24 protein-coding genes are annotated in these 21537 nt (G+C 46.1%); 6 read left to right on the top strand and 18 right to left on the bottom strand.

Annotated features, from left to right (window positions below; genetic code table 11):
* Positions 1–359 precede the first annotated feature (359 nt).
* The 4 genes from LWP20_RS15935 (at position 360) to LWP20_RS15920 (ending at position 4182) form a co-directional block, all read left to right on the top strand.
* Entirely contained in the window at positions 360–626 is a 267-nt protein-coding gene (locus LWP20_RS15935) for a type II toxin-antitoxin system Phd/YefM family antitoxin (protein ID WP_242929170.1), read from the top strand.
* Between the two features lie 6 nt (positions 627–632).
* Complete coding sequence (locus tag LWP20_RS15930; protein ID WP_242929169.1) at positions 633–908, top strand: Txe/YoeB family addiction module toxin; 276 nt, start codon at positions 633–635, stop codon at positions 906–908.
* Positions 909–1127: 219 nt separating this feature from the next.
* Entirely contained in the window at positions 1128–3575 is a 2448-nt protein-coding gene (gene hrpB, locus LWP20_RS15925; RefSeq protein WP_242929168.1) for an ATP-dependent helicase HrpB, read from the top strand.
* Positions 3576–3882: 307 nt separating this feature from the next.
* The gene (locus LWP20_RS15920; RefSeq protein ID WP_242929167.1) at positions 3883–4182 is read left to right on the top strand and encodes a GIY-YIG nuclease family protein; all 300 of its coding nucleotides are present in this window, start codon (positions 3883–3885) and stop codon (positions 4180–4182) included.
* Between the two features lie 213 nt (positions 4183–4395).
* On the opposite strand, the gene LWP20_RS15915 is transcribed toward LWP20_RS15920, so the two are convergent.
* The 6 genes from LWP20_RS15915 to LWP20_RS15890 all read right to left on the bottom strand — a co-directional run bounded on the left by LWP20_RS15915 (position 4396) and on the right by LWP20_RS15890 (position 8189).
* Positions 4396–4818 (bottom strand): hypothetical protein, encoded by a 423-nt coding sequence (locus tag LWP20_RS15915; protein WP_242929166.1) that lies wholly within the window; start codon positions 4816–4818, stop codon positions 4396–4398.
* A gap of 268 nt (positions 4819–5086) precedes the next feature.
* Positions 5087–5563 (bottom strand): DinB family protein, encoded by a 477-nt coding sequence (locus LWP20_RS15910; protein WP_242929165.1) that lies wholly within the window; start codon positions 5561–5563, stop codon positions 5087–5089.
* 157 nt (positions 5564–5720) lie between these two features.
* Entirely contained in the window at positions 5721–6806 is a 1086-nt protein-coding gene (locus tag LWP20_RS15905; protein ID WP_242929164.1) for an endonuclease/exonuclease/phosphatase family protein, read from the bottom strand.
* A gap of 302 nt (positions 6807–7108) precedes the next feature.
* Positions 7109–7567 (bottom strand): cold-shock protein, encoded by a 459-nt coding sequence (locus LWP20_RS15900; RefSeq protein ID WP_242929163.1) that lies wholly within the window; start codon positions 7565–7567, stop codon positions 7109–7111.
* Between the two features lie 68 nt (positions 7568–7635).
* Positions 7636–7863: a hypothetical protein gene (locus LWP20_RS15895; protein WP_242929162.1), complete on the bottom strand. Its 228-nt coding sequence runs from the start codon at positions 7861–7863 to the stop codon at positions 7636–7638.
* Between the two features lie 134 nt (positions 7864–7997).
* A complete protein-coding gene (locus tag LWP20_RS15890) occupies positions 7998–8189 on the bottom strand; it encodes a cold-shock protein (protein WP_242929161.1) in 192 nt (63 codons plus the stop codon).
* A gap of 359 nt (positions 8190–8548) precedes the next feature.
* On the opposite strand from LWP20_RS15890, the gene LWP20_RS15885 reads away from it, so the two are divergent.
* Complete coding sequence (locus LWP20_RS15885) at positions 8549–9223, top strand: YceI family protein (RefSeq protein ID WP_242929160.1); 675 nt, start codon at positions 8549–8551, stop codon at positions 9221–9223.
* 146 nt (positions 9224–9369) lie between these two features.
* Here the strand turns inward: LWP20_RS15885 and LWP20_RS15880 are convergent, their stop codons facing one another.
* Positions 9370–10452, bottom strand: coding sequence for a c-type cytochrome (locus LWP20_RS15880; RefSeq protein WP_242929159.1), 1083 nt, complete (start codon positions 10450–10452; stop codon positions 9370–9372).
* 356 nt (positions 10453–10808) lie between these two features.
* On the opposite strand from LWP20_RS15880, the gene LWP20_RS15875 reads away from it, so the two are divergent.
* Positions 10809–12311 carry an OprD family outer membrane porin gene (locus LWP20_RS15875; RefSeq protein WP_242929158.1) on the top strand — a complete coding sequence of 501 codons (1503 nt, stop codon included), beginning with the start codon at positions 10809–10811 and terminating at the stop codon, positions 12309–12311.
* A gap of 15 nt (positions 12312–12326) precedes the next feature.
* On the opposite strand, the gene LWP20_RS15870 is transcribed toward LWP20_RS15875, so the two are convergent.
* From LWP20_RS15870 to LWP20_RS15820, 11 genes are all read right to left on the bottom strand, one after another.
* Positions 12327–13253: a sterol desaturase family protein gene (locus LWP20_RS15870; RefSeq protein ID WP_242929157.1), complete on the bottom strand. Its 927-nt coding sequence runs from the start codon at positions 13251–13253 to the stop codon at positions 12327–12329.
* Positions 13254–13279: 26 nt separating this feature from the next.
* Positions 13280–13720, bottom strand: coding sequence for a DsrE family protein (locus tag LWP20_RS15865; protein WP_242929156.1), 441 nt, complete (start codon positions 13718–13720; stop codon positions 13280–13282).
* Between the two features lie 113 nt (positions 13721–13833).
* A complete protein-coding gene (locus LWP20_RS15860; RefSeq protein WP_242929155.1) occupies positions 13834–14466 on the bottom strand; it encodes a TlpA disulfide reductase family protein in 633 nt (210 codons plus the stop codon).
* Between the two features lie 61 nt (positions 14467–14527).
* A complete protein-coding gene (locus LWP20_RS15855) occupies positions 14528–15397 on the bottom strand; it encodes a DoxX family membrane protein (RefSeq protein WP_242929154.1) in 870 nt (289 codons plus the stop codon).
* A 134-nt stretch (positions 15398–15531) separates the two neighbouring features.
* Complete coding sequence (locus tag LWP20_RS15850) at positions 15532–15897, bottom strand: hypothetical protein (protein WP_242929153.1); 366 nt, start codon at positions 15895–15897, stop codon at positions 15532–15534.
* Between the two features lie 22 nt (positions 15898–15919).
* Positions 15920–17185 (bottom strand): MFS transporter, encoded by a 1266-nt coding sequence (locus LWP20_RS15845; RefSeq protein ID WP_242929152.1) that lies wholly within the window; start codon positions 17183–17185, stop codon positions 15920–15922.
* Between the two features lie 91 nt (positions 17186–17276).
* The gene (locus tag LWP20_RS15840; RefSeq protein WP_242929151.1) at positions 17277–17690 is read right to left on the bottom strand and encodes a YeeE/YedE family protein; all 414 of its coding nucleotides are present in this window, start codon (positions 17688–17690) and stop codon (positions 17277–17279) included.
* Positions 17691–17804: 114 nt separating this feature from the next.
* Complete coding sequence (locus tag LWP20_RS15835) at positions 17805–18362, bottom strand: YeeE/YedE family protein (protein ID WP_242929150.1); 558 nt, start codon at positions 18360–18362, stop codon at positions 17805–17807.
* Positions 18363–18456: 94 nt separating this feature from the next.
* Positions 18457–18783 carry a rhodanese-like domain-containing protein gene (locus LWP20_RS15830; protein WP_242929149.1) on the bottom strand — a complete coding sequence of 109 codons (327 nt, stop codon included), beginning with the start codon at positions 18781–18783 and terminating at the stop codon, positions 18457–18459.
* 303 nt (positions 18784–19086) lie between these two features.
* The gene (locus LWP20_RS15825; RefSeq protein ID WP_242929148.1) at positions 19087–20499 is read right to left on the bottom strand and encodes an MBL fold metallo-hydrolase; all 1413 of its coding nucleotides are present in this window, start codon (positions 20497–20499) and stop codon (positions 19087–19089) included.
* A 119-nt stretch (positions 20500–20618) separates the two neighbouring features.
* Complete coding sequence (locus tag LWP20_RS15820; RefSeq protein ID WP_242929147.1) at positions 20619–21482, bottom strand: sulfite exporter TauE/SafE family protein; 864 nt, start codon at positions 21480–21482, stop codon at positions 20619–20621.
* Positions 21483–21537 lie beyond the last annotated feature (55 nt).

Here is a 21537-nt window from a genome sequence, read left to right as displayed (position 1 = left end):
AATGTGATATGCTAAATTATGTAATATTTAAGATATTAGATAGAAGTTTTTATCGTTGTAGGATGCGCTCACGCTTCCCCTCGCACTGCAGCTGGCTTTCGCCGGATGGGGCGTAGCCGCAGGTGATCGTGATGCCGGAGCCCCGGCGCCTGGTTGACAGGTCCTAATCAGTGAAAATTGTTAATTATTTTTCCTGACCAAGTCCATTTCTTACCAGTTTTTCATGACTTACACCAAAATTTCCTAATCAGAGCTTGCTATTGCGGATTGTATTCGCCTACAATTCTCCTTAAAATGAATTGAACAAAAATGTACAAATATCTGTACAAGATAATGTACATTTGTGTAAAATCACCTTCATGAAAGCCGTTACCATCACCAGCCTAAGAAGTCGCATCAAAGCTTATCTCGACGAGATCATTCAATCGGGCGAGACCATCATTGTACCGCGCAATAACTCCAACGACGACGCCGTGGTGCTCATGTCGCTACGCGAGTACAATGCCCTGAAAGAAACCGAGTACCTGCTCTCTACAGAAGCAAATCGCTCCATGCTGGAAAAGTCCATAGCCCAGCTGAATGCGGGCAAAACAGTTGCTTTCCCAATAGATGATCTGGATAAGTAAGCGCATATGAACATAACTTTCTCGGAGCAGGCCTGGGAAGAATACCTGTATTGGCAGAGTGTGGACCCTGCAGTCGTTTTTAAAATCAATGCTTTACTGAATGTTATTCGCCGTGCACCATTTGAAGGGATAGGCAAGCCAGAAGCCCTGAAGCATGGATTGAAAGGATTCTGGTCGCGCCGCATCACAGACGAGCACCGACTGGTCTACCGCGTGTATGGCGACAAAGATATAAACCAAGTATGCGAAGTCGCCCAGTGCCGGTATCATTATAAGCGTTAAATTTGCATCGATGATGGCGCGAGTTGAAGATCCTGGACTTGATTCGAGGGTTCCTCGCTCGTGTCTATTATAGTCGGGACTCTGGCCAGTTAAGCTGAAGAAAAACTCAACTAGTCAGATCACATGGGCCAGAGGCTCCTCTATAGCAAGTCACGAGCGAGGACGCTCGCGCCATGAATGCACATATCTTCGCCTCACTTTTAACTCTTAACTCTTAACTTGAATTTCAACCCATTTACCATAGACTTACCCGTTCGGGAAATTATACCTGCTGTTAGGGAGCACCTGGCGGCGCAGAACACGCTGATCGTAAACGCCCCTCCCGGAGCCGGTAAAAGCACTTTGCTGCCGCTGGCTTTGCTGGACGAGTCCTGGCTCGAAGGCCAAAAGATCGTGATGTTGGAGCCCCGGCGCCTGGCGGCCAAAACCATTGCCGAGCGCCTGGCGCAGCTGCTGGGCGAGGAGGTAGGTCAGACCGTCGGTTACCGCATACGTTTCGAGAACCGCACCTCCGCTGCTACCCGCATCGAGGTCGTGACCGAAGGCATTCTCACCCGCATGATTCACAGCGACCGCTCGCTGACAGGCATCGGCATCGTGATCTTCGATGAGTTTCATGAGCGCAGCATCCATGCCGATGTCGCCATGGCCCTGAGCCGGGAGGCGCAGCACACGCTTCGCCCGGACCTGCGCATTATGGTGATGTCGGCCACCCTGGATATGCCCCAGCTCACGAGCCTGCTCAAGGCCCCGGTGGCGCAAAGCATGGGGCGGCAATACCCCATTGAAACCATTTATACCGGCGACGCCGACGACCGCATGCTGCCCGAAATGACGGCCAAAGTGGTGCAGCAGGCAGCGCAGGAGCAGGAAGGCGATATCCTCGTGTTCCTGCCCGGCGAAAACGACATCCGGAAAGTAGAAATTATACTGCGTAAGCAGTTGCGCGGGGTGCAGATACACCCGCTGTTCGGTATGCTGCCCTTTGGCAAGCAGTACGCCGCCATTATGCCCGACCGCCAGGGCAGGCGCAAAGTGGTGCTGGCCACAAGTATAGCCGAGACCAGCTTAACCATAGAAGGCGTTTCGGTGGTGGTGGATACGGGCTTCGGCAAAACCTCCCGCTTCGATCCGAAGTCCGGTTTGTCGCGCCTCGAAACGGTGCGCATCTCCAAAGACGCCGCCGACCAGCGTGCCGGTCGCGCCGGACGTCTGGGCCCCGGAACCGCCTACCGCATGTGGAGCAAAACCACACAGGAGCGCATGGCCCCGCACCGCACCCCCGAGATCATGGAAGCAGACCTGTCGAACCTGGTGCTGGACATGGCGCAGTGGGGCGTTACCGATATCCGGGGCCTTACCTGGCTGAACCCGCCGCCGCGCGCTGCCCTGGCCTCGGCCACCGACATGCTGCACCAGCTGCAGGCGCTGGAGCATGGCCGCATTACGGAGCACGGCAAGCGCATGCACACGCTTCCCTGCCACCCGCGCATCGCGCACATGCTACTCAAAGCCGAAGAAACCGGCCAGGTGCCGCTGGCTTCCGATATTGCCGCCGTACTGGAAGAGCGCGATCCGCTGGACCGCAACGCCGGCATCGACATTAACTTAAGAGTGGAAGCCCTCCGCAGGTATAGAAAAGAGCAGGGGCAGGGCAAGCGTTTTGCCAGGATCGAGAAGATCGCCCGCTCGTACCGCCAGCTGTTTGAGGTGGAGCCTAATAACGGCACTTTTGACGAGTACGAAACCGGTGTGCTGCTGGCGCATTGCTATCCCGAGCGCATCGCCTACGCACGCCCCGGCAACAACGCGCAGTTCCAGCTGGCCAGCGGCCAGTATGCCTCTGCCGGTCATAGAGATGACCTGGCTTATGAGCCCTGGCTTGCCATCGCGCACCTGCACGCAGGTACGGGTGATAATCCGGGCCGCATTTTCCTGGCTTCACCGCTCAACCCGAAAGATCTTGCTCCGCTCGTAAAGCAGCAGGAAGTATACCACTGGGACGTGAACGACGGCGAACTCACCGCCTCTTTGGACACCAGAATCGGAAGTATAGTTCTGCAAAGCAAGCCGCTGCCACCTCCCGACGAGAAGCACCGCGTACCCGCCATGTCCGAAGCCATCAAAGCTGAAGGCGAGCACCTGCTGGACTTCAACCACGACGTAACGCAATGGCAGAACCGCGTGATGAGCCTCCGCAAATGGCGCCCCTCCGAGTTCTGGCCCGACGTGAGCACCAGTACCCTGCTCATGACAAATGCAGAGTGGCTGAAGCCCTATCTCTACGACATCGAGCACCCCGATGAGCTGATGGAACTGGAGCTGTTGCCGATACTGGAGAAGAAGTATTTGGATGATTCACAACGCGAACGGCTGGATATTTTAGCACCTGCTTTTTTAACGCTGCCGGATGGTTCAACTATAGAATTGGAGTATAAACCCGATGGCTCACAGCCGAAGCTGGAGATAAGATTGCAGGATGTGTTGGGCTGGGAGGAAAGCCCGAAAGTAGATGAAGGCGAGATGACGGTGGAGCTTCACCTGCTAACCCCGGAGCTGAAGTATATAACGAAAGTGTCGGACCTGGCAAGTTTCTGGAAAGGGAATTACAGGGTTATCAAACGGCAGTTGGAGGTGGTGTTTCCGGAGGTTATGTGGGAGAGGTGACCTCCCTCAACCCCCTCCTAAAAACGGGAGGGGGAGTTTATAGTTTGGCAAGTCATGGTGATTGTTGTGCGTCATCCCGAGCGCAGCCGAGGGATCTTATGTGTCCACTATTTAAACTATGTTAAACGAGTAATATCCCTGTTAAATCAAACACAACAAATTTGACCTCAATAAACTGCTGTATAAGATCCCTCGGCTGCGCTCGGGATGACAACTATAGATGTATAGTTAATCTTTAGTCACAAAGGTTAAGGAAATTGAACTCAAGTAGAATCTGCAAAGTTACCTTGGCTCTAAACCGATGCTTATGTTCAATAGCAACTACTTTGTGTATATCACTTCAAATACCAGCCGTTCTACCTATTACATAGGCGTGACAAATGATCTGGCTCGCCGATTGCATGAGCATTTTCAAAACAGTGGAGATAAAAAGACATTTGCAGGCCGTTACTACTGCTATACTTTGATTTACTATGAGCGCTTCTCGTCTCCGGATGAAGCCATTGCCCGTGAGAAGCAACTGAAAAACTGGAGCCGTAGCAAAAAAGATATCCTTATTAGACATCTAAACCCATTGCTCAAATCATTAAACTCTCTAGTAACTTGAGAAGAATAGCAGAAAATTCCCCACTTTAGGCAAGTCTCGGATCCCTACTTGACCCGGGAGAAGCATTAGGGATTGTGATACCATGCTAACTATGAAACTGTAAGTCATGTACTTGTAGGAGATGCGCATGCTACGAGATCTAAGTATTCTGATAGAGAAGTATAAACAACTAATAATGTTTTATAAAGTTTATCGCCTGCAGCTGTGCATCCCCTAATTCCCTATTCCCGAAATATAAACGGCTATCTCTTCTTCCTTTTCCTGGAGTTTTTCAAACACAAATTTCTGGATTACATCGCAGGCAACGTTATTTAACACCCCAAAAATCTTGGCTTGGCTGATAACTTCTTTGTTCCAGGTTGTTGCTATTACCATAATGGAATTGCCGTTGTAGGGGCTTAGGTCCATGAGGTCGGCGGTGAGGTTGGGAGATGGCCATTTTCCGGCTGTTAAGCTATAGGTGCCCTGTTCCCATCTTGGCGGGGAATTTAGTTTATCGGCTACCGGCATGAAGTAACCATTTTGTACCGGACCCATAAAAAGCACATGCTTTTCGTTTAAAGTTTCGGGTAAAATGGTTTTCGGGTCAGGTAAAACAGTGCCGGTTTCTTCCAGTATATCGTCAGTATTATCCATCGTATAGTTAATTTTATTCAGGTAGTTTGATGCTGTTGTTGCATTCTTTAAAATGTAACAGCCATAAAATATCGGGCTAACAACCAGAGTAGGTAAATTATCAGTCCGTTTGTTATACTATGGTACCAGGTTATAGTTTACCTGTACGGTGAGCTATTCTATATTCTTCTTATGCTGCCTCCTCAAATGGAAGTGCGTTCGGATAGCTTGACCAAGCTAACTCATAGATTCACTTTCATTTCCATACAAAGTATAAACTATGGCTCAGTTACTCCCAGTTTCCAAGTAGCCTCCGCAACACTACAATCTCCCCAAGGTGGTAGGCATTGTGTTCTGCTACCAACATGGCTTCGCGCAATAGGTTTTGGCCGTTCCCGTGTGGGAAAGGTTTGTACAAATCGTTAGCAGGGTCTTGTACCAGTTGTACCATTTCCTCCAGACCGGTTTCAATAGCTTTTATACTTGCATCGAGAGCTGACTGGTTTGCAGGCGCAGCTTCCTTAGGCCAGTAATCATCGGGCCAGGTAGGCTCTTTATAATCAGGGTTGCGGGTAAATTCTAGGATGTCGTGCAGCGAAAAGCGCATGTGATCTATTAGTTGCCATATGGAATAGGGCAGGTTTTGTACCGTTTTTCCTGCATCTTCAACTGTTATGCCCTGCAGCACTTCGTTAACTGGCCTGAATGCCTGTCCGCCCTGCATAAGTTTTATAAGCTGATCGCGTAATGCCTGGTCCTGATTCATAGCGAAGTATAGATTAATTTATAGTTTACAGGTTTACGGAATGGGGCTAATGAAGTAAGTAAGCTAACTATAAATTGATGATCAATAGCTGATGCATTTATACTTAACAGTGCTTCAGAAACCACACTAAGTAAGCTGGTAATTTATACTTTACCTGTTACTTGCCCGGCTCGTGCACATCCGATTCGTCAACTGCTTTCGCTTCCAGTTTTTCTTCTGCCCATTCATGGTCTTCCGTATCGGCTTCTATACCTTCCTGATCTGCTCCATGAAATGCATCGTAAGCCAGCTCTACGAAAACCGGAAAATGATCGGAGCCAAAGTATGGCAGTCTTTTAATTTTACACAGTGTGAAATGGTCGCTATGAAAAAGGTGATCGAGTGGCCAGCGGGCAAAAGGGTAGTTAGCATGAAAGGTGTTAAACATGCCGCGTCCAACACGTGGGTCCAGCAGTCCGCTTATTTTCCTGAACAGGCGGGTTGTCTCTGACCAGGCCACATCATTTAAATCTCCTGTTACAATAATGGGTATGGCTTCGTTGGCAACACTTTTGGCCACTACCAGCAGTTCGGCGTCGCGCTCCGTAGATTCCGGGTTTTCAGTTGGGCTGGGCGGGGCAGGGTGCAGAAAGTGCATGCGTACTTTTATGCCGGAAGGTAATACAACCAAACTATGAATAGAAGGCACATCAGGCTCAACCAGGTACTGAATAGCGGAATCTTCGAGTGGGAGCTTTGAATAAACGTGCATGCCGTACAGGTTATCCTGTGGGCATTTTATACTATAAGTATAGTTGCTTTCCAGAACAGCCAGTTTTTCCTGCCACCAGGCATCTGTTTCCAGTGTTACCAGCACATCGGGTTTATAGTTTTCTACTAGACCAATTAAGGCATCTGTATTGCGGTTTGGAGTAAGCACATTGGCCGTAAGAATGCTTATTTTGTTGGCTCTGTTTTTAGGGCGTGCCCATTTAACCTCGGTAGGGTAAAGGCGGGTGTAAGGTAAAATCCAGCCACCATGGTACACAAAACAGATGGCAGCAGTGCCGGTTAAAGCCCAGGTATCGTAATCGGAAAAATTCAGAAGCATGCCATCGGATGCGAGCAGTAATATCGCGAAAATGATAAACTGGAGCCTCGGAAAATCAAGCCCTCGTACCCACCAAGCCTCGTGGCGCCACAGCGGTAAAACCGTTACGAGCACCAGAAAACAGGTAAGTAAAGCAAGTATGCTGTAGGCCATTTACAGTAATTTTATATTACCAGTTCAGATACATTTTTTATTAAAACAAACTGTAATACGTGGAAGCATGGGAATGGTAACAGCTATTTTGATGATCTGGCGAATAAGCTTTACCAGGCGGCAGATTGCAGTATAAAAACTGTACTTTCCTATTGGGTAAAATGTAGCTGAAGATTAGCTAAAGTATAAAAACCGGATTTGTAAAAGCTGACAGGGTATAAATAAAAAAGCCTTGCAGTATATGTATACGCTGCAAGGCTGCTGTCCGGTAGTAGTATCCGGAAACTGTATATTAAATGCTCTTAGCTGGCAATTTTTACATTTATAGCTGTCGGGCCTTTTTGTCCCATCTCAACTTCAAAAGTCACTTTATCGTTTTCCTTGATTGGGTTTACAAGGCCGTTTAAGTGAACAAATATGCTTTCCTGGGTCTGCTGGTCTTTGATAAAACCATAGCCTTTGGAGGTATTAAAGAAAGCAACGGTTCCTTTTCTGATCAGATCAGCCGGATCCATAGGTTCCTGTTTAGAAATACCAATAGAGATATCCTCCTGGTTGATTTCTTTTCTTTTCTGAGTCGGATCTGGTGGGGTAGAAGTGATATTGCCATAATCATCAACGTAGGCAATCATGTCGTCGATGCCTTTGCCTTTAACAGAGGTGGCTTTACGTTCTTCTTTCTTCTGCTCCTTGTCCTGTCTCTTCTTTAATTTTTTCTTCTCTTTTTCTTTTTTACTAAATGTCTCTTGTGATCTGCCCATGCTTTGTTTTAATCTGTTATCTTCTGTATTCTGTTTTATACGGCTTTTAAACCATTTCCGCTACCTGGCTAGTAACGAAATAAGTAATTTGTGCCGTTACGTATCCACTTTTCAAAGAAAGCGTTGTCATTATACTCCCCTGAAAGTAATTCAAACTCTGGTGAGTCCTTGTTCTCGCGCGAGTCCATAAATTCGGTTAAGGTATCCTGGTTGCTAGGTTCCCACTCACGTCCTTTTTGTAATGCTACACAGAGGTATTCACGCGTTGTGTTGTCAACTATGTATTTTCTGTTCATCTTTTCTACTTTAGTCTTTGTTACTTACTCATATTTTGCCTGCCGCTTTGCTGCTGAAATACACCAACCCGAGCAAACAAATAAAAAAGCCTTACAGGGTATGTAAGGCTTTTTGGATGTCGTTATAGCTTAGACTAAGCCAGCTTCACATTAATGGCGTTTAGTCCCTTTCTTCCTTCCTGAAGGTCAAAAGTAACTTCGTCATTTTCTCTGATTTCACTCATTAAACCAGATACGTGTACGAAATACTCCTGATTTGAATCTGTCTCTTTAATAAACCCAAAACCTTTTGTGTCATTAAAGAATTTTACTGTTCCTTTGTTCATTATGATATGTTATTATGCACTAATGACATAAATGTAAGTATAATTGTTCATTAATTTTTTTAAAATTTACATAATTTAAGTGATAATGCTGTTTAAGCGGTTTAAAGGCATTATTTATTTTAAATATTTTTTAGCTGGCCAGTTCCCATTATGCGAATGGCACAGGTATAGCCTGTATTTTGTGATGCCGGGAATTTAAATGAATTGAAGCATTTATACTTCAGCACAGCTTTTATGTAAATAGGACTTTCGCTTTTAGGGTAAATTATTACAATCAAAAGTAGCTGATATACAGATAGTAAATTAAAATGAATTATGTTAGCTTTATACTACTACTTTCTAAATAAAACTGAAATTCTATGAAATCTAATCCTTTACTTTTAAGCGCTCTGGCGCTGGCTGCATTACTGAACACTACCAGTTTATCGGCCGCAACTAACCCTGCTACAATAGTTAGCTCCACGGTATCTGCAAGCAATAGCTTACGGGTTAATACAGAAAGCAGCACCATGACCTGGACTGCCAAAAAAGTAGGAGGTGAGCATACAGGAACTATAAAATTAGCCGATGGTGCATTAGAGGTTAAAGGCAATAAACTGACAGGCGGTAATTTTACGATAGACATGACCACTATTGTAGATACTGATATTACACGTCCCGAATCGAACAAACGCCTGACAGACCATCTAAAGTCGGATGATTTTTTTTCAGTAGAGAAGCACCCGACCTCTACTTTCAGAATTACAAAAGTTGTACCTAAGGCAAAAGCTAAAGCTGGCGAGGCAAACTATACTATAACAGGCAACCTCACTATTAAAGGAATAACCAATTCCATCACCTTCCCGGCTACTGTAAAAATTGCCGGAAAAACGGCAGAGGCAACTGCTTTAATTGAAGTTGACCGCACAAAGTATGATATTAAGTATCGATCTGGGCTAGTTGGAACTGCTGCTGATAAAATTATCTACGATACCTTTACCATTGATCTGAAACTTATGGCAGGTGTAACTAACGAATCGGTTGGTAGCAGGTAATTTTTTATTTGAAGCCTGAACAGCGCTTCTGCACCTTTTCGGTTGCAATTTATCAGCATAAAAAAGCCCGGGCAACAAAATAGCCCGGGCTTTTTTATACTTATTCAGTTTATACTTAAGCTGCAAGTATAGGCAACAACAGCCTCTTATGATTTTGTTTTTTCTTTCGCAGCAATAATCTGTTTGAACGGGCCATATTTGTGCTGCTTTTCATCAAACTTATCTGCGTACGGACCAAACGGATGATCGAATGGTTTACCTGAAATATCCGGCCAGTCTTTGCTCAGGTCTTTTTTAGGGCGCGGCATCGAGTTTACAAAGGCCGCTACATCCCATGCTTCCTCATCGCTTAACTGTGGACTTTCATACGTAACGCCCAGTGGCATATTAGCTTTTGCATACTTAGCAAAATTGGAAATGCGGTAAAGGCCTGCACCATCGTTATAGCTGTTTTTGCCCCACAGCGGCGGGAACTGGTATTCTGCACTGCCGTCCGGTTTCATACCTTCGCCTTCCTTACCATGGCACACCTGGCATTTCTGCACATACAACACTTTGCCTTTTTCGGGGCTGGCGGCTCGGTCCAGCAATTCAATGTCTTTCAGGCCTGCCCCTTTAGGTTTTTCTCCTTTCTTCACATCTTTGCCCACCCAGTTAATATAAGCCATCATGGCCTGCATTTCTTTGGAGTCTTTTGTAAGTGGTTTGCCATTTAGGCTGCGCTCGATGCAATCGTTTACGCGTTTATAAATATCTTCTTTGGTACCAGACCTGGCCCTGAACTTTGGGTAAGTGGAGGCCACCAGCGAGTAGTTGTTACCGAACGGTTTGGTGCCGGCATCCAGGTGGCAGTTCTGGCAGTTCATGCCATTGGATATCTGTAAAACACTCCCTTTCGGTCCCAGGTATTTGGCTGTGTGAGCAATCAGTTCGCGTCCGTAGGCCAATTGCTCTTTTTCAGAACCGTTAGGCAAGGCGTCAAGGTCAGCGGGGCGCCACATATCATTGGCAGGAGTTTTGGTAGCTTTGGCAACCTTGGCTGGCGCAGAAGCAGGTGCCACTTTACTGGCTGTTTCAGCAATTTCCGGAGATGGTTTGAAAGCTGCCGGATTTACAACTATCAGAATGATGACACCAAGTAAAAGTATAATTGCCAGAATGCTGAGGCTTACGATTCGGGTGATTTTAACGAGAATGTCGCCAAAGTCTTGTTCCTGATTCGGTTTCATAGGGATGAGCTAAGGTAAATTTTTTAAGTTGTAGCAAGTTATATATCCAGTTTTCCAATATCTGTAACATTTATCACATTAGGTAAATCGGTGCAGATTCTGGATTTAAAATCGGGGTATTATACTGGTATTCTTTAAAATGGATTCTTTATTTTATTTATACGAATCCATATTCTTTAAAGCGTAATTCTGGTGCTAAGTGGTAAGAGTGTACTAAAGTATAAATCAGGAAATAATTCAGATCCCAACTACACTGATTTTAATGGCATGTGACATTTATCACAAGAATTATCTGAAAGTATAGCCAACTTGCCGGCATCATTTATTTACAGGGTAAGGAAATAAAAAGTATAGCAATGCGCAAACTGATCAGGAAAGGAAGAGTTATAATTGGGGCAGCTATAGTATGTGCCATACTTGCTAATACCAGGGTAGTTATGGGGCAGCAACCAGACTCCAGTAAAACAACCAGAGAAAGTGTAGAATTTATACTTCAGCAGGATACTCTTCAACAAAAAGCTCAGGTTAACAGGGTGGTTTCCGGAGATACTGCAAAGTATAAAAGTATAAAAGATTACCTGCAAAAAGGGAAGTTCAGCGGGCATGTGCGCAGCTATTTTATGGCCACTGACAACACCGCAGATTACCCCGATTATCATGCGCTGGCATGGGGCACAGGCTTGGGCTATGAGTCGGCAGATTTCCATGGTTTCCAGCTCGGGGTTAGTGGCTTTTTCATTTTTAATCTATGGTCTAATGCATTAGGAACGAACCCGGAAACAGGTTTAAGCAGCCGCTACGAGATTGGCTTGTTTGACGCACTTAACCCTGATGATAAGCGCGATCTGGGCCGACTGGAAACGTTATACCTGCGTTACAACTATAGAAAATCAGTTGCCACAATTGGCCGTCAGAAAATAACCACACCGTTTATTAACCCGCAGGATGGCCGTATGCGCCCGACGCTGGTAAATGCCCTTTGGCTGGAAAGTAAGGAACTGGAAAAACTAACGTTCCAGGGTGGCTGGATTTTCGGGATGGGGCCGCGCTCTACACAGGACTGGTTTAGCGTGGAAGAAAGTATAGGTTCTGTGCCTGTTGGCAGGAGTGTTTTCGGAGGGTCATCGCAGTTTAAGGGCAACATTAGCAGTGCAGGTATAGCCGTAGGAGGTATTACTTATCAGCCTTCAAAGAATCTTAAAACCAGCATCTGGCATTATTACACCGATAACCTGTACAACCTCACTTTCTCACAGACCGATGTTGCTATTCCGGTTACTCAAAGCAAGCAGCAAAGTATAGTATTAGGCTTACAGGCCGGTTACCAAACTACTAGTGGAAATGGCGGCAATACAGACCAGCTAAAAGCATACATACCCAAAGGGCCTGAAACCTGGCTTATCAGCAGTAAATTTGGCTATAAAACTCCTGGAATAGAAACCAGCCTGAACTATACTCATATTTCTGACAAGGGCAGGTTTCTGTTCCCGAGAGAGTGGGGGATTGAGCCGTTTTATACGTTTATGCCGCGCGAGCGCCTGGAAGGAGTTGCCGATGTTCACTCATTTGCGGTCATTACAGATGTAAAGGTAACAGAACAATGGAAAGCCAGGGCAGGCTATAGTATAGCCGAAATGCCTGACGTGAAAGATGTCGTGAAAAACAAGTATGCCATGCCCTCTTACGCGCACCTGCTGCTCATGACAAACTATAACTTTAAAGGCATGCTGGATGGGCTAAGTATGCAGGCACTGTATGTATACAAAAATGGCAGGGGCGAAACCTATGACACACCCAATTTTATAGTTAATAAAGTAGATATGTCGCACTATAGTTTCGTGGTGAACTATACCTATTAAGCTGTTATACTTGGGTTAGGCATTCTCTAGTTTTGCAGGCTTTTCTACGGGTGCTTCCGGAGTAGTTTCAGCTAAAGTACTTTCTTTAAAAGGATGCCATTGCTGTTGTATAAATGACTTAGGGTATTGTTCCACATCCTCAAAACCCAGTTCAATGTCACGTCCATCTTCGGGCATATAGGCTGTACCGAAAAGGTAATCCCATAAACTTAAACTGATGCCATAGTTGGCGCCATAGCGGTTCGGCAGGTGTTTGGCGTGGTGCCAGATATGCATCTGTGGGTTGTTAAACAAATAGCGCAGCGGCCCCAGCGGAACATGTAAGTTAGAATGGTTAAAATGCCCGATGGCCGTAGCAAAAATGTGTACCAAAAAGAAGTCCTGGATACCAAAGCCGATCATGGCCAGCGGAATATACTCCAAAGTGCGGTAAACTATAGTTTCGCCCCAATGGAAACGCAAATGCGCGGCAAAACCCATCTGCTGCACCGAGTGGTGTACCTTATGGAATCGCCATAAATAATCGGAGTGATGCAGCAGGCGATGAACATTCCATTGTATAAAATCCCGGACTATAAACAGCGTTAACAACTGCGCCCACACCGGCCACGACTGCACCTCAAAGGCAACCAAGTTACTGATGCCGAACAGCCCCAGGAAATCATTAAAAGCCTCTACGCCGGTATTAGAGATGGCATTAAAACCAACCAGCGAGAACAGGAAGAAGTTAAAGAACATGTAAAAGCCATCGAGCCAGAAATCCTGCCGGATCTTGGCCTGGTGCTGGCGCCACGGAAGTATAACTTCCAGTAACCAGAAGAACAGCGAAATGCCCAGCAGCCAGTAAAAGTAATTTCCCCAGCCTGGGTTAAGCATTTCGTGCCACAGGTAATTGCCGTAGTCGCTGAAAGAGGTGGTAAATATGTGTCCGTATTTTTCCATGCACGAGTTTAACAACTTTAGTTGGTTCAGAGTTTAATATAACTCCAGCCTTCTTCCTGCTTTATTACAAGTTCGCCAACGGCTATCGGCACGGTTATAACATTTGGCAGCAATTGTTCTTTGGTTATTTTCCGGGCACGCATCGTGTTTTCACAGGCTGCAAAAACTACGCCTTTGGTTTGCAAGTCTTTTATAGCAGTGGCCTTGGTAGTGCTTTCCGTAACAAGCAAATTAAGCGCTTTGCCATACACTACAACCTCTACCTGAGCATCGGGCCAGGCACGTTTTAGGTTATTAAGTTGGCGCATTAAACCAGCGTGCAGGGCAGTATCTGCGGCAGTTACATCATATACAATGCGGTGTTGTCTGGCTTGTTCTGTTTTGGCGGCTTTTTGTTTTACCTGGGCAAAAGAGACAGATGATGCAAATGCTATAAAGGCTAGTAATAGGATCAGTTTCAGTTTCATGGCGATGAAGTTAAAGTGTAAGCTGGCTTGTTTTTTTTACGATGATCAACAAAGTATAAGTATAAAAAAATAAGCTGGCCAAGTAGTTATCTCAGCCAGCTTATTTATAGTTGTTACTTCACCATATTCTTCAGGAAATCCTGTACTTCCTTTGTGTCATAATCGGCCATACCTTCCTGTTTGGCTACGATCTTACCTTCCGGTGAAATGATAAACGTAGTAGGAATGGCATTGGAGTAAAACTCCTGCGGAAACTGGCTGGCCGGCATGTATACCGGGAATGTAAAGCCTTTCTTATCGATGAACTTCTTCACCTTTTCCATGCCTGCTTCGTCTACCGAAAGCATCACAAATGCGATCTTATCTGAACCAACTTTTTCATAGAGGCTCTGGATGTTCGGCATTTCGGCTACACATGGCGGGCACCAGGTCGCCCAAATGTTCATAAACACTACTTTGCCCTTCAGGCTTTCGAAGCTAACGGTTTTGCCATCCAGACCAACCATCTTGAACCCGGCACCTGCCATTTCAGGGTTAGCTGCCGCAGCCGCATCAACCACAGCATTGGCATTCGGGTTCTGTAGGGTTTCGGGCACATCGGCGTTTTTGATGCCAGTAGCCAGCAACAGGCGCTGTACCTGGCCTATGGCCTCTGTATGCAATCCTGTTAAGTATAACACACCAAAAATAGCCAGCATAACTGCCCACCCTGGTATATTCTTTATCGAAAATTTATTCTTGTTCATCTTTTAAATCTTATTGATTTGCCCTTTATGCTAGAGCGTATTTTGACTTCTTAAATATAGCTTATAATTCAACAGTTTTATAGCCCTGCAGTTGCAGGTCAAACATGTAGGTCAGGCCATTCGGTTCTACTTCCAGGCCGTCTATCAATGTACTTTTATCGATGTTGAACTGCTTCAGCGACATGCCGCATATTTTATACGTGATGCCTAGTGCGCGGCCCTGCTCAATGAACTGAATCATCTCACTGCCTTTCTGAAATGCTTCAACTGATTTTCCGCAAGCCATAATCACAAACCCGTCGTTGTTATACTTGCTGTCCTTTGTAATTGTCTCAGCCGTATTTACAGCGGCTTTCAGGTGACTTGGCTGGCTTATCAGTACAGCATACTTCTGTTTGGAAGTAGCTTGCTGGGTACTTGTTTGAGCAACTGAATTTGTAGAAGTACAGGAGCCAAGAAAAAGCAGCAAACCAACAGCTAACACCGTTACATGACTTCTGTTAAAAGTAACCTTCTTTTTTAGTGCAAGCACCTGGTCTATGCCATAGTATACAGCACCGTTCACGATAAAGAAGAACAGCATGCCTATCAAAGCAATGTTCTTGAAAAACGGACCCAAACCTTCCGGGTTAGCGACCTGCACCGTTAATGTTATAGGTATAAGTATAGCCAGCAGCCCCAGCGAAGCCAACCTGGTTTTATAACCGGCAAGCAGTAATAAACCACCCACCAGTAACCCTATACCCGAAAGTATAATTAATGATTCGGCTGGTGCGATAGCAGTAGCCATGTGCCCGAAAGCTGATTTCTGAAGCTTGGCTGTAGCACCGGCAGTTTTAAATAAATGATTGAGTCCGGCTGTAATAAAGATCAGGCTGCTCATGATGCGAAGCACCAGGAATGATATTTTTTGCAAAGGAGTAAATTCCATTTGATCTGTCTTAAAATGAATACACAAAGAATTGGCTTCTGAATTCGCAGTGAAAACAGAAGTAAAAGTATGGCAAGCAAATGGGCTACAAGTATAGCCTGTGCCTGCGCCATAGCATCTAAAGTAAAATCATTTTAAGACAGCCGGGGAGGGGCGTGTTCTGTTTCGAGGTAAGGCGAAAGATGTTTGTTTATACCTGTAACTATAGCTGACTGAGCTATAACGGAAGTATAAAACGTATGATGTTGCTGTGCTGCAACTACAGCGTAAGCTTGCTGGGTGCAGTCTGTTAGGGTAGTGGCAGCGCCTTTTTGCTCGGAATGCGACTGGTGTTTTAAGCATTTTTTAGCACATGGCTTCTTAAAACCGTGCTTGCTATACTTACAGCTTTGCGATACGATACCCTGCTTAAAATCAGCAAAGCCAGGCAGGCTGCTGCTCTTCTGTATGCCGAAAAGCAGGAACATGGTGCTGAGAAATAAAAGCAGGTACGTCTTCATAACTAAATCTAAAAGTAGGCAATTATGCAGCGCTTACCAAACCGGTACTACACTCCTTGCTATGCCAGAGCAGTTTTTTTGTGCAGCACATGCGTATCTCAGAGAGTACTCCGGCCCCGACTGTAAGTATAGCCGTCCCGATAATAACCGCTCCAAGCCCGAACAGATCGCTGAACACACCGGCAGCCACTGCACCGGCCACATACCCAAAGTCGCGCCAGAACCTGAAAATGCCCAGGCTTTGCGGTCGCTGTACCGGGTGCGTATTTTCGGCCACCACTGCCAGAAAGTTTGGGTAAACCATAGCCGTGCCCGCCCCAAGTATAACCAGTGCTGCTACAAGTATAGGGTAGTAATCAGCAAACAACAGCATGGCAATGGCAATGCCCTGTATCATCATCCCCATACTAAGTAGTTGTTTTTTGCAAAGTATATCGCCCAGTCTTCCGGTTACCAGTTGGCCAAGCCCCCAAACAGCCGGGTAAATACCAGCCAGCAAACCGGTTTCGGTAAGCGAGTAGCCTTTGGTAGTCAACAGCACCGGCAGCAGCCCCCAAAGTATTCCGTCGTTCATGTTATTCACAAAACCATTTAAGGTAACAGAGCCCAGGTTGGCGTGGCGGAAGGTGGTGTCTTTCCAGATGTTTTGTAACAGCGGAATGGAAGTTTGGGCGGCCTCTGTTCGCACGTGGGCGTGGGTATCGCGTACAAAGAACAAGGTAAGCAACAGACCAACTATAGAAAAGGCTATTCCAGGCACAAATGCATAGGTTACGCTACCAGTTGCAGAAGCAATATACCCAGCCAGGAAAGCAACCAATCCAACCGCCAGGTAACCTGCAAACTCATTAATACCCATCGCCAGGCCACGGTTCTTTTCGCCTACCAGGTCAATTTTCATTACCACTGTTGCCGACCATGCCAATCCCTGGTTTATACCTAACAGCAGGTTTGCAAAAATTACCCACCACCAGTTAGTAGCATACAGCAGCAGCCACGGTACCGGCAGGGCAAACAACCAGCCTATTAAAAGCAATTGCTTGCGGGTAAACCGTACTGTAAGCCGCCCCATCAGCATGTTGGCCATAGACTTGGCGAGGCCAAAAGCAACTATAAAAGAAAGGAGCGCCGTGTGCCCGTTTATGCCAAAAACTGTTTCAGCAAATTCAGGTATCACAGAGCGCTCCAACCCCACCATCGCACCAACAAACCCATTCACGAGCACCAGCAGCCAGAATTGGCCTGCGTTCTCTCTTAAACCGAGTTTGGTATCTGTAGTGCTTTCCATAGTTTACGCTTTTTAACTTTTATATGCCTGAAAGCCATTGTCTGTAGCAAATGGCCCTCAGAACATATTTCACTTTTAGCCAAAGTGTATCTTAATGCGGCAGCCTGTCTTTAATGACGCCGTAAGTATAAGTACCTGCAATGGCACCGCCCACAGCCAGTAAAATAGCCCAGTAGCCGTAGCCAATATTTACAAACATCGGTCCCGGGCAAGCACCAGTAAGCGCCCAGCCTAACCCGAAGATAGTACCCCCGATCAGGTAACGCGGAATAGATTTTTCTTTAGGCGTGAACACAATAGGGTTACCTTGGTAGTCGCGTAGTTTATACTTTTTAATAAGGTAAGTGATGATCACACCAAGTATAACCGCCGTGCCAATGATGCCATACATATGGAACGACTGGAAGCGGAACATTTCCTGTATACGGAACCACGAAATGGCTTCCGACTTGCTCATCACGATACCGAACAGAATGCCGGCTATTATAAATTTTAATCCTTTCACAGCGTATTGATTACTAATGATTAATGAATAATTAGTAATGATTAATTATTGATGTATGAATAATCAGAAGCATACTTAAAGCTGAATTATTCATTACTCATTATCAATAAATCATTAAAATATGAGCGGCATCAGTACCCAGGTAGTGATCAAACCACCTATAAAGAAACCGATAACTGCTACCAGCGATGGCCACTGCAAATTAGACAAGCCACTAATGGCATGACCCGAAGTACAGCCCCCTGCATAGCGCGCTCCAAAACCGATCGCAAAACCACCCAGCAACAGGATCAGGAAGCCTTTCACGGTAAAGAGTGCCTCCAGGCTAAAAAGCTCTTCGGGCTGTATGCCATTTGGCGCCGAAATGCCCAGCTGACTCAGATCCTTTATCGTCGCCTGAGATATCTGTACCGCTTCGCCGGTAGACAGGAACTGCGAAGAAATAACCCCACCAATGATAGCACCTACCAGGAAGAGCAGGTTCCAGGTCTGGGAGCGCCAGTCAAAATCGAAGAACTTAACGGTTTTGCCCGCTCCGCAGGCAGAGCAGATGGTGCGCAGGTTAGCTGATACGCCGAATGATTTTCCGAAAAACAGTAACAGTACCATCACAAAGGCGATCACAGCGCCAGACGTATACCACGGCCATGGTTGCCTTAATAGCTCTAACATATCTTTATACTTTACTTACAGATTTATTTTAAAACGAGCAGGGAAGGAGCTCGTTCACAGACTCCTTCCGTTACCTGCTCAAAAATAGTTGAAATTATCTTGGCCAGGCTCCTACACCACCCGACAGGTTATAGGCTTTAAAACCATGTGCTGTCATCAGGTCGCAGGCTGAGCCACTTCGGTTACCGCTACGGCAAAATACGAAGTACTCTTTATCCTTATCCAGTGTCTGCAGCGCCTGCTGAAACTGAGGGGAAGTTACATCCAGATTCTTAGCTCCCGGAATGGTGCCTGAGGCAAATTCGCCTGCAGTACGCACATCCAGCAATTCAGCTTTGGATGCGTTGTTATACTTTGTTTTGAAAGTAGTTCCGTCCAGGTCTTCGTAGTTCTTTGGTGCGGATTTAAATATATTAAACATGGCTTTTGATTTTAGTTTTAGTTGTTTGTTTTAAGTAACACTACAAAGGTCGGAAGATCTGTAGCGGAGTTCAGTGACTTTGGTCACGCAGGGAGTAAGTATGGCGCGAGCGTCCTCGCTCATGACCTGGTACAGCGGGGCCTCCGGCCCAGTTTAGCTACACACTTGTACCAGCAAAAGTTAATCATCCCCCTGCCCCCTTCAAAGGGGGACTTTATCAGATAATGTAAATCAAATTTATATTTAACACATTGCTGAGTGTCCCCCTTTGAAGGGGGTAGGGGGATGACAACTTCAGTTCACTTATTTCAGTGTACTAGGGCAAACGTAGGCTGTTTTCGGTACTGCTGTTTCAGCAATTGCTTTAAAGCCACCTTCCACGTTTACAACATTGTCAAAACCTCGGGCCTTAAGTATAGACGCTGCGATCATGGAGCGGTATCCACCGGCACAGTGAAGGTATATTTGCTCTTTTGTAGGCAGCTCGGCCAGGTGTTCGTTCAGGTAATCTAATGGCGCAGATTGTGCTGTTTCTACGTGCTCAGCCTGGTATTCGCCTGGTTTGCGCACGTCTACTACCTTCAGCTTATTGTTTTGCTCATAGCGCTTCGCAAATTCCTCGGCAGAGATAGAGTCGATAGTATCTGTTTCTTTGCCAGCTTCTTTCCAGGAAGAAAAACCACCTTTCAGGTAGCCAAGCGCATTGTCGTAGCCTACGCGGGCAAGTCGGGTTACCACTTCTTCTTCACGGCCATCGTCGGCAACAAAAAGTATAGGCTGCTTTACATCCGGAATAAGCGCACCTACCCACGGCGCAAAGTTTCCGTCGATACCGATATTGATGGAATTAGGTATAAATCCGGCTGCGAACGATTCAGGTTTGCGGGTATCCAGTACAAGTGCACCAGTTTCATTGGCTGCTGCCTCAAATGCTTCCGGAGTAAGCTCATGTAAGCCCTGGGACATTACCTCATCAATATTGGCATAGCCTTCTTTGTTCATTTTCACGTTCATCGGGAAGTAGCCCGGAGGAGGTAGCAAGCCTTCTGTAACTTCTTTCACAAACTCTTCTTTGGTCATGTCGGCACGCAGGGCGTAGTTGGTTTTCTTCTGGTTGCCCAGCAGATCGGTAGTTTCCTTGCTCATGTTCTTGCCGCACGCAGAACCCGCGCCGTGTGCCGGGTAAACGATCACTTCATCTGCCAATGGCATAATTTTGTTGCGCAGCGAATCGTACAGGTGCTCTGCCAGTTGTTCTTCTGTTAAGTCTGATTTTACAGCCAGGTCCGGGCGGCCTACGTCACCAATAAACAGCGTGTCGCCGGAGAAAATAGCGTAGTCTTTACCATTCTCATCTTTCAACAGGTACGTCGCAGATTCCATGGTATGGCCAGGTGTGTGCAGCACTTTTATAGTTACATTTCCCAGTTTCAGTTCTTCGCCGTCTGTGGCAATGTGTGCTTTAAAAGTTGGCTGTGCGTTAGGTCCGAAAACTATAGTTGCGCCAGTAGCTTTTGCCAGGTCCACGTGGCCCGACACGAAGTCGGCGTGGAAGTGTGTTTCAAGTACATACTTTATTGTGGCGTTGTCTTTTTCAGCTTTCTCTAAGTATGGCTTTATTTCGCGAAGCGGGTCGATGATAGCTGCCTCGCCGTTGCTCTCGATGTAGTAAGCGCCCTGTGCCAGGCAACCGGTATAGATCTGTTCTACTTTCATGGTAGTTGATGTTAGATTGTTGATTTTATACTTTGCTCTAAGTCACCTTTTATCCTGATGACAATACAAATTTCAGAAGATTAGCGGTGCTGTTCAGTGACTTAGGTCACGTCAACGGCTTAAGAGAAGAAAATTTCCTTAGCGATGATATACACGCCCATTACCAGCACAAACCAGCCAAAAGAGGTCTTCAGTTTATCGGCATGTATCTTAGTTGACAGGAAGGTGCCAATGAAGATCCCGGCAATGGAAATGGTAGAGAAGATAGCCAGGAACATCCAGTTGATTTCATAGTTATAAATATCGCCGATGAAGCCAAACAGCGACTTAGCGGCAATAATGAGCAGCGATGTGCCCACGGCCATTTTCATATCGAGTTTACTGAAAAGCACCAGTGCCGGGATAATTAGGAAACCGCCGCCTGCACCAACCAGGCCGGTAAGTGTTCCTACTACCAGGCCCTCGGCCAGAATGCCGCCATAGTTGAACTTAGGCTTCGGGTGCGATTCTGTTTTGTCGGTGTGCTCCACATCCAACTCAGTGTCAATATTCTCATCTACAGCATCAACGGGCTCAGCAGGCGCTTCTTTTTTCTTTTTGATCATGGAGATAGAAGCGAATACCATCAGTGCGGCAAAGAGCAGCATCAGCAGTACACCTTTGGTAACCATAAAATCACCTACCGAGAAGATGTTTTCAGGTATAGCCGGCACAATGTAACGCCGCGTGGCATAAACAGCAACTATAGAGGGCAGGCCAAATACTACTGCGGTTTTAAGGCTAACAAGACCTTTTTTGTAGAACTTCCAGGAGCCGACCAAGCTGGTTAAACCAACTATAAACAGCGAGTAAGCCGTTGAAATAACCGGGTTAAGGCCAATTAAATAAACCAGCACCGGCACGGTAAGTATAGAACCGCCACCACCGATCAGGCCAAGTGATAGACCGATAAGCATGGCAGCAATGTATCCAAGTATTTCCATTTTCTTTGTTTTATCAAGTGAACAATACAAAGGTACTGTAAGCTACACGCAAGCA

Origin of the sequence: Pontibacter vulgaris, from assembly GCF_022758145.1 — a bacterium.
GTDB lineage: Bacteria > Bacteroidota > Bacteroidia > Cytophagales > Hymenobacteraceae > Pontibacter > Pontibacter vulgaris.
This window is presented reverse-complemented; position numbering and strand designations above follow the sequence as displayed.